The 13,330-nt window shown below is 70.6% G+C and carries 11 protein-coding genes; 3 read left to right on the plus strand and 8 right to left on the minus strand.

The genetic code is table 11. The annotated features are described in order from the left end of the window. Nucleotides 1–201: 201 nt before the first annotated feature. The 6 genes from fdhD to ACFWQC_RS27905 all read right to left on the minus strand — a co-directional run bounded on the left by fdhD (nt 202) and on the right by ACFWQC_RS27905 (nt 6,218). Nucleotides 202–1,038, minus strand: a complete 837-nt coding sequence (fdhD, locus tag ACFWQC_RS27880; protein ID WP_378685961.1) for a formate dehydrogenase accessory sulfurtransferase FdhD — start codon at nt 1,036–1,038, stop codon at nt 202–204. Next, on the minus strand, nt 1,026–2,288 hold the full coding sequence (locus tag ACFWQC_RS27885; RefSeq protein WP_378685964.1) for an MFS transporter: 1,263 nt from the start codon (nt 2,286–2,288) through the stop codon (nt 1,026–1,028). Before ACFWQC_RS27885 ends, fdhD begins: the two co-directional genes overlap by 13 nt. A 22-nt stretch (nt 2,289–2,310) precedes the next feature. Then, entirely contained in the window at nt 2,311–3,111 is an 801-nt protein-coding gene (locus ACFWQC_RS27890; protein ID WP_378685967.1) for a family 1 encapsulin nanocompartment shell protein, read from the minus strand. Beyond that, nucleotides 3,108–4,163 carry a Dyp-type peroxidase gene (locus ACFWQC_RS27895; protein WP_378685969.1) on the minus strand — a complete coding sequence of 352 codons (1,056 nt, stop codon included), beginning with the start codon at nt 4,161–4,163 and terminating at the stop codon, nt 3,108–3,110. Before ACFWQC_RS27895 ends, ACFWQC_RS27890 begins: the two co-directional genes overlap by 4 nt. Before the next feature lie 153 nt (nt 4,164–4,316). Beyond that, the gene (locus ACFWQC_RS27900) at nt 4,317–4,814 is read right to left on the minus strand and encodes a hypothetical protein (protein ID WP_378685972.1); all 498 of its coding nucleotides are present in this window, start codon (nt 4,812–4,814) and stop codon (nt 4,317–4,319) included. Nucleotides 4,815–4,961: 147 nt separating this feature from the next. Further along, entirely contained in the window at nt 4,962–6,218 is a 1,257-nt protein-coding gene (locus ACFWQC_RS27905) for a PucR family transcriptional regulator (RefSeq protein ID WP_378685974.1), read from the minus strand. A gap of 128 nt (nt 6,219–6,346) precedes the next feature. Here ACFWQC_RS27905 and ACFWQC_RS27910 point away from each other — a divergent pair, with 128 nt between their 5' ends. Further along, complete coding sequence (locus tag ACFWQC_RS27910; protein WP_378685977.1) at nt 6,347–7,261, plus strand: hypothetical protein; 915 nt, start codon at nt 6,347–6,349, stop codon at nt 7,259–7,261. 9 nt (nt 7,262–7,270) lie between these two features. Here the strand turns inward: ACFWQC_RS27910 and ACFWQC_RS27915 are convergent, their stop codons facing one another. Next, nucleotides 7,271–7,672, minus strand: coding sequence for a TIGR03668 family PPOX class F420-dependent oxidoreductase (locus ACFWQC_RS27915; protein ID WP_378685979.1), 402 nt, complete (start codon nt 7,670–7,672; stop codon nt 7,271–7,273). 102 nt (nt 7,673–7,774) lie between these two features. Between ACFWQC_RS27915 and ACFWQC_RS27920 the strand changes: the two genes are divergently transcribed. Continuing rightward, nucleotides 7,775–8,506, plus strand: a complete 732-nt coding sequence (locus tag ACFWQC_RS27920; protein WP_378685981.1) for a hypothetical protein — start codon at nt 7,775–7,777, stop codon at nt 8,504–8,506. On the opposite strand, the gene metH is transcribed toward ACFWQC_RS27920, so the two are convergent. Then, entirely contained in the window at nt 8,488–12,144 is a 3,657-nt protein-coding gene (gene metH, locus ACFWQC_RS27925) for a methionine synthase (RefSeq protein WP_378685986.1), read from the minus strand. The two genes, ACFWQC_RS27920 and metH, sit on opposite strands and share 19 nt — an antisense overlap. Nucleotides 12,145–12,390: 246 nt before the next feature. Between metH and ACFWQC_RS27930 the strand changes: the two genes are divergently transcribed. After that, nucleotides 12,391–13,239 carry a PAC2 family protein gene (locus ACFWQC_RS27930; RefSeq protein ID WP_378685984.1) on the plus strand — a complete coding sequence of 283 codons (849 nt, stop codon included), beginning with the start codon at nt 12,391–12,393 and terminating at the stop codon, nt 13,237–13,239. Nucleotides 13,240–13,330: the final 91 nt, after the last annotated feature.

Below are 13,330 nucleotides of genomic sequence, written 5' to 3' on the forward strand. Positions count from 1 at the left end.
ACACGGTCCCCTCCGCGCTCGAGGGGACCGTGTTGGTCTCGACACGCCTCCGCCTAGCGGCTCCGGCGGCTCGACCGACCGGCTCGACCGACCGGCTCGACCGACCGGCTCGACCGACCGGCTCGACCGACCGGCTCAACCGACCGGCTCAACCGAGCGGGCCAACCGACGGCACTCAGCCGACGGCTCGACCGACGGCACTCAGCCGACGGGGACGGTCGCGATCCGGTCGGTGCCGGCGTAGATGTTCATCGAGGATCCGCGCAGGAAGCCGACCAGGGTGAGGCCGTTGTCGTCGGCCAGGTCGACGGCGAGCGAGGACGGGGCCGAGACGGCGGCGAGCAGCGGGATGCCCGCCATCACGGCCTTCTGGACGAGCTCGAAGGAGGCCCGGCCGCTGACCATCAGCATGCTGTGGCGCAGCGGCACCAGCCCCTCGCGCAGCGCGTGCCCGATAACCTTGTCGACGGCGTTGTGGCGGCCGACGTCCTCGCGTACGCAGAGCAGGTTGCCCTCGGCGTCGAAAAGCCCGGCCGCGTGCAGGCCGCCGGTGCTGTCGAAGACGCGCTGCGCCTCCCGCAGCCGATCCGGCAGGACGGTGAGGACCTCGGGAGTGACCCGCAGGGCGTCCTCGGCGACCGACCAGGCCGAGGACGTACGCACTGCCTCGAGGGACGCCTTCCCGCACAGGCCGCACGAGGAGGTCGTGTAGAAGCTGCGCTCCAGGGAGGCGTCGGGTGGCGGGACGTGCGCGGCCAGGCCGACGTCGACCACGTTGTAGGTGTTGCCGCCGTCGGCGGTGGCACCGGCGCAGTAGCGGACGCTCGCGACGTCGTCGGCGGAGTGCACGACGCCCTCGCTGACCAAAAAGCCGATGGCGAGGTCGAAGTCGCCGCCCGGGGTGCGCATCGTGACGGTCAGCGGCCGCCCGTTGACCCGGATCTCCATCGGCTCCTCGGCGGCCAGCGTGTCGGGTCGCCGCGAGATCACCCCGTCGCGTACCCGCAGCACGGGCCGTCCAACTGTCACTCGTCCCATGTCAGCTCCTGTGGTGTGGGGTCGGGTCGGGAGGGGTCCTGGTGGGCGTGCCTGGTCGCATGCACGGCGGCACCGATGAGCAGGATGAAGCCGATCAGGGCCAGGCCACCGATCAGTTCAGGATACGAGGCCGACCTCGCCATGACCGCCAGCAGCAGTGGCGCGAGGAAGCCGCTGTGGGCCACACCCTGGAACAGCGCCGACACCGTCGGCAGCGCGCCGGGCGGGGCCAGCCGGCCGATCTCGGCCAGTCCCGATTCCAGGGTCAGGCCGTAGCCGGCACCGAGGAAGACGGCCGCGGCCAGCACCAGGAGCGGCGAGACCTCTTCGATGGCGAGGGCGCCGAGCAGCAGCCCGACGACCACGGTGCCCATCGCGACGAGGGTCGCGCGGGCGCTTCCGGGCCGGTCGATCCGGGCCGCCAGCGGCTGCACCGCGAGTCCGACCAGCAACGTCACCGCCGCGACCAGCCCGCTGAACAGCGGCGCGTGGTCACGGACCCGGTCGAGGACGAACGGTGGTAGGACCACGTAGGAGACCGTCACCGCCGCGAAGATCGCCGGGCTGGCCGGCAGCACGATCCCGACGAAACGGGGGTGGGTGATGGCCGACCAGCGGTCCCCGCGCGGTGCCGGGGGCGGCCGCCCCGGGATCGAGCACATCTCCGGGATGCGCCCGGTGAGCGCGAGCACCAGCAGCGCGAAGCCGCCGTGCACCAGGCACGGCACCACGGACGGGGCCGGGAGCCAGGCGGCCACGGTCCCCGCGAGCAGCGGTCCGAGGGCGAAGCCGGCTCCCGTGGCGTAGACCGCGAAGCGGGCGCCGCGGGAGGGCGCGGGCGAGAGCGCGCGGAGCCAGGCGGCTCCGGCCGAGACGATCAGCCCGGCCGCGATCCCGGTCACCAGCCGGCTCACGACGACGGCCTCCACGGAGACTTCCGCCAGGGCCAGCAGGAGGCTGCCGAGTGCCGTCACGGCCAGGGCGAGGCGTACGACCCGACGGTGGCCGAACCTGTCGGCGGCCCGGCAGCCGAGGAGCAGCGCCGGGACCAGGCCGGCCAGGTAGAGGGTGAACACCACGACGACCGACATCGTCGACCAGCCCGCCTCGAGCCTGTAGACCACCGAGAGCGGCGTGAACTGGTTGGCGCCCCAGCCAGCCGCCACCAGGGCCGCCGCGACCAGGACGCGGTCGGTGCGTACACCCGGCGACGCCATGGTCGCCTTCGGCGTTCCCCCGAGCGTGCTCACCGCGGCCACCCCCCGTGTCCGCTCAGCCGACCGGCAGAGGAACGCTCGCCTCGGCCGTGTAGGCGAAGAACGTCAGCGACTCCTCGAGGTAGAGCTCGATGCCCTCGGCGTCGTGGGAGGTGTAGCCGATCGACAGGTCCATCCCGAGATGGAGCTCGTGGTCACCACCGCGAGTCGAGACCAGCAGCGCGCCCTGCAGCGCCGGCGCCCAGACGATCTCGCCGTCGAGGAGCCGGGAGAGGTGGTGCAGGATCGGGTAGCCGTGGTCGGTCGTCTCCGAGACTGCGGTGTAGGCCTCAGCCGACAGCAGCAGGTCGTACGGTCCGTCCACGCCGGCCAGGCGCAGCGCGCTGACGGCCTTGGCGACCGCGTCGGGCACCTGCCGTGGGTCCGAGGGAAGCGGCACCGGCGTGTTGGAGCTGGCCGGGGCGATGCCGGAGATCCCGGCCGAGGCGGACCCGTGGAAGATCGCCGTGTCCTCGGCGGCGGCGATCGCGGTGGCGGCGTCCTTGACCGGCTGCCAGTCGGAGTCCTGGGCACCGCGCTCGACGTCGTCGACGGCCTCGCGGGTGACCCGGAACGGGGCGCGCAGCTCCACGAGGAGCTGGGCCTGCCGCTGACGCGCGCTCACCCCGTGGGCCGGTGCCTCGAGAGGGGTGAGATGACCGGTGCCGACGGCCGCGAGCTCGCTGCCCGACGGGCCGACCACGTCCACGACGCGGCGGCCGGCGATCAGCTGCTTGAACGTACGTCGTGCCTCCTCCTCGATCTGCCCCCACGCGGACTCGGAGATGGGGGCGAGCTCCCGATGAAGATTCCTCATGCTTGACCACTCCTTCCGGCGCTGTGCGCCATGCTTCCGATGCCGAGCGAGCCGTCGACGGTTGAGACTGGTTTCGTTTCCTCAGGAGAGGGGGTGCGGTCGAGGAACGGCTCGGGGTCCTCGAGGAAGGCCGCGGGCGGGACGAAGAACAGGCACCCGGTGACGGCGGTGGAGAAGTCGAGGATCCGGTCGTGCCGGCCCGGCGTACGGCCCAGGAACATGTTGCGCAGCATCTCCTCGGTCACGCCCGGGTCGGCGGCGTAGCCGATGAAGTACGTCCCGAACTCCCCGGTTCCCACCGCGCCGAAGGGCATGTTGTCGCGCACGATCACGCGCTCGGTGCCGTCGGCGTCGGTGATGGTGTTGAGCGCGACGTGGGAGTCCTCGGGCTTGACCGAGTCGGGCAGCTCGATGTCGCTGAGCTTCTTTCGGCCGACGATCAGCTCCTGTTCCTCCACCGAGAGCTTCTCCCAGGTGTCCAGGTCGTGGAGGTACTTCTGGACGATGACGTAGCTGGACCCGGCGTACGTCTCCTCAGAGCCGGGTTCGCCATAGCCGACCAGCGCGGCCGGGCCCGACTCGGCCGCCGCCGTCGGGCTCTCGGTGCCGTCGACGAAGCCCAGCAGGTCGCGCTCGTCCCAGTAGCGGAAGCCGTGGACCTCATCGATGCAGTCGACGAGCCCGTCGAAGAGCACCATCAGCTGGCGGCCGAGCTCGAAGCACAGGTCAGCGCGACCGGCACGCACGTGGAACAGCAGGTCGCCGGGTGTGGAGACCGCGACGTGCTTCTCCCCCGCGAGCGGGCGGAACGGGTGCAGCCCGTCCGGGCGCGGGGCGGAGTAGAGCCGGTCCCAGGCCTCCGCCCCGATGCCGACCACGCAGCTGAGCGCTGCCTCCGGGATGCGGAAGCCGATCGCACGAGTCACCCCGGCGACGTTCGCGAGCGCGTCGCGCGCCGCCTGCTCCTGGCCGTCCCCGACCGTGACGGTGAGGAAGATGGCCGCCTTCGCGGGTGGTGCCAGCACGTCCTGTGCCAGGTCCTGCGGCGTCACCTGGGTCTCCTGCCTTCTCGCAACTCGGTCGCGGCGTCACTGCCGACGATAACCAGGACAATGGCTGTTCGGTTACCCATCCGGGCATTCTCTGTTCACGAGGACACGACTCGTTGTCGGCCTGTCCAAGGGCCGTTCACCGACCCTCACGCCTCACGGCTCAGGTGGACATCTTCGGCTGGTGCTCCGTTCACGGGCCCTGGCCCAGACACCCGCGTCGCAGCAGAAGCCGCGACCGCTGCGCTTGAGACAGAGGAGCCCGACGCACCGACCATCCTCGACCACGGCGAGCCGGCGGATGCCGGCGCCGGTCATCCAGGTCCAGGTCGACCACAGGTCCGCCTGCGGACCGACGGTCCGGCCCGACAGGGTGCCGAGCGCCGTCGCCGGCTCGTCGTCGCATACCTCGGCGAGGTCCTGCCTCTCGATGACGGCCAGCAGCCGGTCCCCGTCGGCCACCAGCCCGGCGTGGACGTGGTCGTCGAGGAAGAGCTCGCGTACGTCGCGACCCGTCGCCGTGACCGGGAGCAGCTTCGGCCGGCGGACCATGGCGTCGGCCACGGTCGCCTCACCGCGCGCGCACGCCTGCCGCCCGCCGCCGAACTCGACCCCACCCTCGTTGCGAGTGGTCGACTGCTCGATAAGGGGCACCTGTCCTCTTTCTCGTTCTCGCTGCGGTCCTGGTGGACACCACGGTACGCCGCGGCCACAGTCCTCGTCGCCGGTCACCGCAGTCTCTGTCGGCGCGCACACCGACCGTTGTGGCGGCCGACCACTCATCACTGCCGGCGAGCACGATCAACCCGAGGGCCGGGACCGCAGCGGGCCGGTGCCCGGCCGCTTCCGCGCATGGGTCGCCCATAGGTCCGTCGCGGAGGCGACCCGCAGGGCGTAGGCGGCAGCCGTCAGCTCGGCGACGTCCATCGGCTCGGCCAGGGACCGGCCGGTCAGCTCCTGGATCCGGCGCAGCCGGTTCCGCACCGTGTTGGGATGGCAGTAGAGAAGGGTGGCGGCGCGCTCTGCGGAGCCGGACTGCTCCAGGTACATGTCGAGGGTCTCGAGCAGCAGCTCTCGGTCCTCGGCGGGCTGGCGCAGCACCTCCCCCAGGACGTTCTCCGCGAGCCTGCGGCCCTCGGCCGGCTCGTAGACGACCAGTGCGGCCAGCGGGCTGTGGTCGAAGGTCCGCAGGCCCGCGCTGCCCGGCTCCAGCCCGGCCAGTGCCGCTCGGGCCAGGCGCAGCGCTCGCGGAGTCTCGGGGAGCGCTGCATAGGGCGGGCTCACCCCGGTGCGAGCGTCGGCGAACCCGCGCAGCGTCTCCAGGACCTCCTCCTCCCGCTCCTCCGGGAAGGAGACGATGCCCAGCTGCTGTGCCGGGGTCAGCCGCCACCCGGAGACGAAGCCCTTCTCGGCGAGACGCTGCTCGACGTTGACCAGGCTCTCCTTGGCGAGCCCGTTGGTCTCCGCGGCCACCACGATCAGCAGCGCATCGGTCGGAAAGCCGAGCAGTGCGGCCGCCTCCCAGGGACCCGACTCGGGACCGGGACGCCCGGTGAGCACCGCCTCGACGACCGCCGAGCGTCGTCGTTGCTCGGCAAGCATCAGCTCGGCCGTGGTCGCCCGGTAGGCCTCGGTCAGGGCGACCGCGTGCTCGTCGGTGAAGCGCCAGATCACCCCGGCGGTCTCGATCAGGGCGTCGGTGGGCTGCCGGGTGACCTGCACCTGCTCGACCAGGGCCTCCCAGAGCGTGGCGAAGCAGATCCGGTAGGCCTGCAGCACCTCCGGGAGCGGTACCGCCTGCCTCGCCCGGCGCCTGCCGGTGCGAGCGGAAGCCTCCAGATCGAGCTCGGCGTGCGGGTCGCCGATCGCGGCCACCACCGAGCGGAGGTTGTGGGCGAAGGACTGGCGCAGCTCGTCGAGCGAGACCGCCCCGCTCTCCCGGTCGCGGTAGTAGGTCGTGATCCGCTCAGCGACCCGCGCGCTCGCCTCGTCGGCGAGCCGGGCGATGTTCTGCTCCGCCCAAGCCGCGAGCCGAGCTCGCTCGTCCTGTCGTGCCACACACCCTCCTTCGCCGGTCCCGGGACCATCCTGTCATCAGCCGGGTGCCACCAGATGAGCCGCCGACTCTTCACCGGATCGCCCGGCCACGTACGATCTGCCTACCGACGACTGGTGCCGGAGGTTCCGTGAACGAGATCCAGCTCAGCGACCTGAGTCTTGGACGCCATATCGCCCAGGGCTCGCAGGGTCGCATCATCGAGCTGGCCGACCATCCGGGGACGGTCGCGAAGCTGTACCGAACACGAGAGCTCGGTCTCGTGGACGGCCGCGCCCTGGCGGAGCTGGTGCGGATCCGCGGGTTCGTCGAGAGCGAGGGCCTGCAGGTGGATCACTTCGCCGCCTGGCCGCACACGGTCGTGCTCGACGGGCTACGCACCGCCGGCTTCCTGATGCAGCGGGTCCACGAGCCGTTCCTCGCCGGGTTCGGCCCCGCCACCGCGCTCGCGGAGCTGGGCCTGCTCGTGGACACGGGTGACGTGCGCAGCCCCGGGATCTACGAGCGGGTGCTGCTGATGCGGACGCTGGCTGCGGTGATGGACGCGCTGCACCGGCAAGGGCTCGTCCTCGGCGACCTCTCGCCGCGCAACATCGCCTGGTCGGTCTCGCCGATCCCCCGGGTGATGCTGCTCGACTGCGACGGGATCCGGCCGGCCGGCGAGGACGGCGTGCTGCCGCCCGCCGACACCCGTGGCTGGGAGGACCCCACCAACCTCGGCATGCCGCCGACCGCCGACAGCGACCGCTTCAAGCTGGCCCTCACCATCGCCCGCGTGCTCACCGGCGACCGCAACGCCGCCCCCGGCCTCCGGCCCGACCTGACCTTCGCCGGCGAGGCCGGCATCCTGGTCGGTCCGCTGACCCGGCTGATGGACCAGGCCGCCGGTCCTCCCGGACTCCGCCCGACCGCGTCACAGTGGGCCACGGTCCTGGACGTACGCAGCCCCTGGGCCGGCACGGCCCCGCCGGTGCCTCCTTCGATGCGCTCGCGCGGTCCGTCTCCCAGCGGGGAGATCCTGCGCCCCTTCCGACGCTCGCGCTGATCCCAGGCCTCAGGTCGCCGACCAGCCGGACCACCGGCTGACCTCGATGACGATCACCGGCCCGGTGGGCGGCTGCTCGCGGTAGTCGGCGTACTTCGCGACCAGCGGGTCGAGGTCGCGGGTCGCATGCACCCGGGCGACGCCGTCCGCGCGTGCCCACCACAGCTGCGACCAGTCGTCGTCGTAGGCGTCGACCAAGAGCGACACGGCCGGGTTCGCCGCGATGTCCTCCAGCCGCCGCAGCCGGGTGGTCGACTTGGGCTTGTGGTCGACCGCCGTGAGGATCTCCTCGCCCACCAGCGCGAACACGATCGGCACGATCCGGGGCACGGCATCGGCCGAGACCGTCGCCAGCCGCGCCACCGGCGCGCCGGCGAACCGCTCTCTCGCCCACTGATCATCGTGTCGCACCGTCCGAGCCTATCGGCGTCTTTCAGCGTGTGTCCGCGCCGACGCGGACCACCGCGGACTCGACGGCTACGGTGTCCGGCATGTTCTCCGACGCACTGCCCCGTGCTGCCTGCTGAGGCCGAGCGGCTGCTCACCGTCGACCTGGTCGAGTGGCTCGCCGACCTGGTCGATCCGGCGCTGCTGAGGCAGGAGTCGCCGAAGGCGCGCCTGCAGGGGCTGCGCAGCGCGGTCGTCCACCGGATCGGGGTCAACGAGGCTTCCGCGCTGCTGCACTTCCGCGACGGGCTCGAGCACAACCCGCTGCCGCTGCGCGACCAGGACGGACTGCGGCTGGTGCTGGTCACCAGCCGCGGTGAGGACCTGGCCGTCGACGACGTGGAGTTCGCCGACTGGAGTCGCGACGACGACTGCCAGCGCTGCCGGACCGCGTTGGAGAGCTGGGCGCCGCCTGCCTTCGACAACGGTTCACGGATCACGTCCGTCGGCGCCCTGCACATCGCCTACGACCACGCCGACCGCGCCGGCATGGAGCCCGAGGAGCTCCTGGCCCGGCTCCGGCCAGCGGTCGCCGCGGCCAATACCGCCCTCGGCTCCTGGGACGCCTCGACGGTCGGCGCCTACTGGTATCCGGCCACCGAGACCTGGGCCCACGTCATCCCGCTGACCCTGGATCGGGAGCGCGACCCGGTAGCGGGTGTGCTCATCCGCCACCCCGACGGCCACCACCTCGTCACGATCCTGACGCGGCGTACGGCGTTCTGGAACGTGGTCAGCGTCGGGCAGGTCCCGCCGGCATGGCTGGACAACCCCGAGGATCAGTCCTCCGGGTCGTAGCCCAGGTTGGGCGACAGCCAGCGCTCGGCCTCGGTCATCGTCCAGCCCTTGCGCCGGGCGTAGTCGGCGACCTGGTCCTGACCGATACGGCCGACGACGAAGTACTGCGAGTCGGGGTGGCCGTAGTAGAGGCCCGAGACCGACGCGCCCGGCCACATCGCCATCGACTCGGTGAGCTCGATGCCGGTGTTCGCCTCGACATCGAGCAGCGACCAGATGGTCTGCTTCTCGGTGTGGTCGGGACAGGCCGGGTAGCCCGGAGCGGGTCGGATGCCGGAGTACTTCTCCGCGATCAGGTCCTCGTTGGGGAGCTTGCCGTCGCCGCCCTCGTCGGCGGCGTAGCCCCAGAACTCGGTGCGTACGCGCTCGTGGAGCCGCTCCGCGAACGCCTCGGCGAGGCGGTCGGCGAGGGCCTCGAGGAGGATCGCGGAGTAGTCGTCGAGGTCGTCCTTGAACGCCTTGACCCGGTCGGGCAGGCCGATCCCGGCGGTCACCGCGAAGGCGCCGACGTGGTCAGACCCCTCGCCGACCGGCGCGACGAAGTCGGCCATCGACTTGTTGGAGATGCCCTCGCGGTGCTGGCCCTGCTGACGCAGCTGGAACAGCGTGGCGCGCTCCTCGGTGCGCGAGTCGTCGGCATAGACGACCACGTCCTCACCGGTCGAGTTCGCCGGGAAGAGGCCGTAGACGCCGCGGGCCTCGAGCCACTTCTCCTCGATGATCTTGTCGAGCATCTCCTGCGCGTCGTCATAGAGCTTGCGCGCGGCCTCGCCGGTGGCCGGGTTGTTGAGGATGTCGGGGAAGCGTCCCTTCATCTCCCAGGCGTTGAAGAACGGCTGCCAGTCGATGTAGTCGCGCAGCTCGGCGATCGGATACTCCAGCAGCGTGTGCACACCGGGCTGCGCCGGCTCCGCCGGCAGGCTCGAGAAGTCGATCTCGGGCTTGTTCGCCTTCGCCTTGACGAACGTCAGGGACACCCGCTCGCGCCGCTCGGCGTGGCGCTCGCGGAGCGAGTCGTAGTCGACCTTGACCTCGGCCATCAGCTTCTCGCGCCGGCCGGCGTCGAGGAGGGCCGCCGCGGTCGGCACCGAGCGGGAGGCGTCCTTGACCCACACGACCGGGCCGTCGTAGGCCTTGTCGATCTTGACCGCGGTGTGGGCCCGCGAGGTGGTGGCACCGCCGATGAGCAGCGGCAGGTCGAGCCCGACGCGCTGCATCTCGGTGGCGAAGCCGACCATCTCGTCCAGCGACGGCGTGATCAGGCCGGAGAGACCGATGATGTCGGCGTCGTGCTCCTTGGCGGCGTCGAGGATCTTCTGCGCAGGCACCATCACACCGAGGTCGATCACCTCGTAGTTGTTGCACTGCAGCACCACGCCGACGATGTTCTTGCCGATGTCGTGGACGTCGCCCTTGACCGTGGCCATCACGATCGTGCCGTTCTTGGTCTCGGCGTCGCCGGGCTTCTTCTCGGCCTCGATGAACGGGATCAGATAGGCGACCGCCTTCTTCATCACCCGGGCGCTCTTGACCACCTGCGGCAGGAACATCTTGCCGGCACCGAACAGGTCGCCGACGACGTTCATGCCGTCCATCAGCGGTCCTTCGATGACCTCGATCGGACGGCCACCACGGGCCGAGATCTCGGCGCGGAGCTCCTCGGTGTCGGCCTCGACGTAGGCATCCAGTCCCTTGACCAGCGCGTGGGTGATCCGCTCGCCTACCGGCAGCTCGCGCCAGGCCTCGGCCTTGGCCTCCGCCTCGGGTGAGTCCTTGTTGTACTTCGAGGCGATCTCGAGCAGCCGCTCGGCGGCGTCGGGGCGCCGGTTGAGCACGACGTCCTCGATCCGGTCCCGCAGCTCGGGGTCGACCTCGGAGTAGGGCACCAGGGCGCCGGCGTTGACGATGCCCATGTCCAGGCCCGCCTCGATCGCGTGGTAGAGGAAGACCGCGTGGATCGCCTCGCGCACGGGGTTGTTGCCGCGGAAGGAGAAGCTCACGTTGGAGATGCCGCCGGAGACCTTCGCCCCGGGGAGGTTCTGCTTGATCCAGCGGACGGCCTCGATGAAGTCCACGCCGTACGTCGCGTGCTCCTCGATCCCGGTCGCGACCGCGAACACGTTGGGGTCGAAGATGATGTCGTCGGGCTCGAAGCCGACCTCGTCGACCAGGATCCGGTAGGCCCGCTCGCACACCGCGATCCGGCGCTCGTAGGAGTCGGCCTGGCCGTCCTCGTCGAAGGCCATCACGACCGCGGCGGCGCCGTAGCGCTTGCACAGCTCGGCGTGCTCGACGAAGGACTCCACGCCCTCCTTGAGCGAGATCGAGTTGACGATCGGCTTGCCCTGGACGAGCTTGAGGCCGGCCTCGATGACCTCCCACTTGGAGGAGTCGATCATGATCGGGACCCGCGAGATGTCAGGCTCGGAGGCGACCAGCGTCAGGAAGCGGGTCATCGCCGCGACCCCGTCGATCATGCCCTCGTCCATGTTGACGTCGATGACCTGGGCGCCGTTCTCGACCTGCTGCGCGGCCACGGAGAGCGCGGTGTCGAAGTCGCCGGCCTTGATCAGGTTCCGGAACTTCGCCGACCCGGTGATGTTGGTCCGCTCCCCCACGTTGACGAAGAGGCTCTCCTCGGTCACGGTGAACGGCTCCAGGCCGGAGAGCCGCAGCGCGGGCTCGACCTCGGGGACGTCGCGGGGCGCGACCCCCTCGACCTGCTTGGCGATCTCGGCGATGTGGGCCGGCGTGGTGCCGCAGCAGCCGCCGACCAGGTTCACGAACCCGGCGGTGGCGAACTCGTGGACGTGGCCCGCGGTGTCACTCGGGCCCTCGTCGTACTCGCCGAAGGCGTTCGGCAGCCCCGCGTTGGGGTAGCAGGAGACGAAGGCGTCCGCGACGCGGGCGAGCTCGGCGATGTAGGGGCGCATCTCCTGGGCGCCGAGCGCACAGTTGAGGCCGACCAGGAGCGGGTCGGCGTGGCGTACGGAATCCCAGAACGCCTCGGTGACCTGCCCTGACAGGGTGCGGCCGCTGGCGTCGGTGATCGTCCCGGAGATCACGACCGGCCAGCGGCGGCCGTACTCCTCGAAGACCTGCTGGACAGCGAAGATCGCCGCCTTGGCGTTGAGGGTGTCGAAGATGGTCTCGATGAAGATCAGGTCCGAGCCGCCCTCGAGGAGCGCGCGGGTCGCGTCGGCATAGGCGTCGCGGAGCTGCTCGTAGGTGACGTTGCGGGCGCCGGGGTCGTTCACGTCCGGGCTGATGGAGGCCGTACGCGTCGTCGGGCCGAGCGCGCCGGCGACGTAGCGCGGCTTCTCGGGGGTCGCGTAGATGTCCGCGGCCGCACGAGCCAGGCGCGCGGCCTCGAAGTTGATCTCGTAGGCGAGGTCGGCCAGGTCGTAGTCGCTCAGCGAGACCGCGTTGGCGTTGAAGGTGTTGGTCTCGATGATGTCGGCGCCGGCCTCGAGGTATTCGCGGTGAATGTCCTCGATGATCTGTGGCTGGGTCAGGTTGAGCAGGTCGTTGTTGCCGATGAGGTCGCTGGGCCAGTCCTTGAACCGCTCGCCGCGATAGCCGGCCTCGTCGGGACGGTCACGTTGGATCGCAGTGCCCATCGCACCGTCGAGCACCATGATCCGCTCCTTCAGGGTGGCGGTCAGGGTCTCGGTGACATCAGGGCGCAGACTCACTCTTGTTTCCTCTCCCGGGCGGGCACGGTGGTGTGCACGGCTTTGCCTGAAACACGCTACGACGTAGGTGCGCGGGCCATGCCATTTCATTCCGAATCCTGACACTGGCAGTCCACCAGGTGGGAATTGGGAAGGTGTACGCAGGGTGAACGACACCGACTCCCTGGTCCCGGTGACTAGGGTGGAGGTGTGATCGAGATCGAAGAGACCCGCGACCTGGTCGATCCTGTGGTGATCGCCGCGTTCGAGGGCTGGAACGACGCGGCAGATGCCGCCTCCGGCACGGTTGACCATCTGATGGACGTCTGGCACGCGCGGGTGGTGGCCGAGATCGATCCCGAGGACTTCTACGACTACCAGGTCAACCGGCCGGTCACCAGCACCGACGAGAACGGCTTCCGTTCCATCACCTGGCCCACCACCCAGGTCGCCGTCTGCTCCCCGCCCGACCTGGACCGCGACATCATCCTGGTGCGCGGCATCGAGCCCAACATGCGCTGGAAGCAGTTCGTCGGCGAGATCCTGGAGTGCGTCGACGACCTCGGCGGCCAGCTCGTGGTGACCCTCGGCGCGCTCCTCGCCGACGCTCCGCACACTCGGCCGATCCCGGTCTCCGGCACAGCCACCGAGCCAGACCTCGTCGACCGCCTCAAGCTCGACTCGCCCTCCTACGAGGGGCCGACCGGCATCGTCGGCGTTCTCCAGGAGGCCTGCATCCAGTCCGACATCCCCGCGGTCTCCTACTGGGCCGCGGTCCCCCACTACGTCGCCGCCCCGCCCTGCCCCAAGGCCACCCTCGCGATCATCAACAAGCTCGAGGACCTCCTGCAGTGCTCCATCCCACTCGGCGACCTCCCCGAGGACGCCCGAGCCTGGGAGCGCGGCGTCAACGACCTCGCCGAGGAGGACGAGGACGTCTCCGACTACGTACGCTCCCTGGAGGAGGCCCGCGACACCGCCGACCTCCCTGAGGCCAGTGGCGACGCGATCGCCAGGGAGTTCGAGCGCTACCTCAAGCGCCGCACCGACGACTCATAAGCGCCGGTCGAGAAACGCTGGTCGAGCCGCCGGAGCCGCTAGGCGGAGGCGTGTCGAGACCAACACGGTCCCCTCGAGCGCAGAGGGGACC

This window comes from Nocardioides sp. NPDC058538, assembly GCF_042719275.1.
Taxonomy (GTDB): Bacteria; Actinomycetota; Actinomycetes; order Propionibacteriales; family Nocardioidaceae; genus Nocardioides.

Excerpts from the sequence above, each read along its gene's own strand:
- fdhD (WP_378685961.1), bottom strand. The coding sequence starts at position 1,038 with ATGGGACGAGTGACAGTTGGACGGCCCGTGCTGCGGGTACGCGACGGG.
- ACFWQC_RS27890 (WP_378685967.1), bottom strand. The coding sequence starts at position 3,111 with ATGAGGAATCTTCATCGGGAGCTCGCCCCCATCTCCGAGTCCGCGTGG.
- metH (WP_378685986.1), bottom strand. The coding sequence starts at position 12,144 with ATGGTGCTCGACGGTGCGATGGGCACTGCGATCCAACGTGACCGTCCC.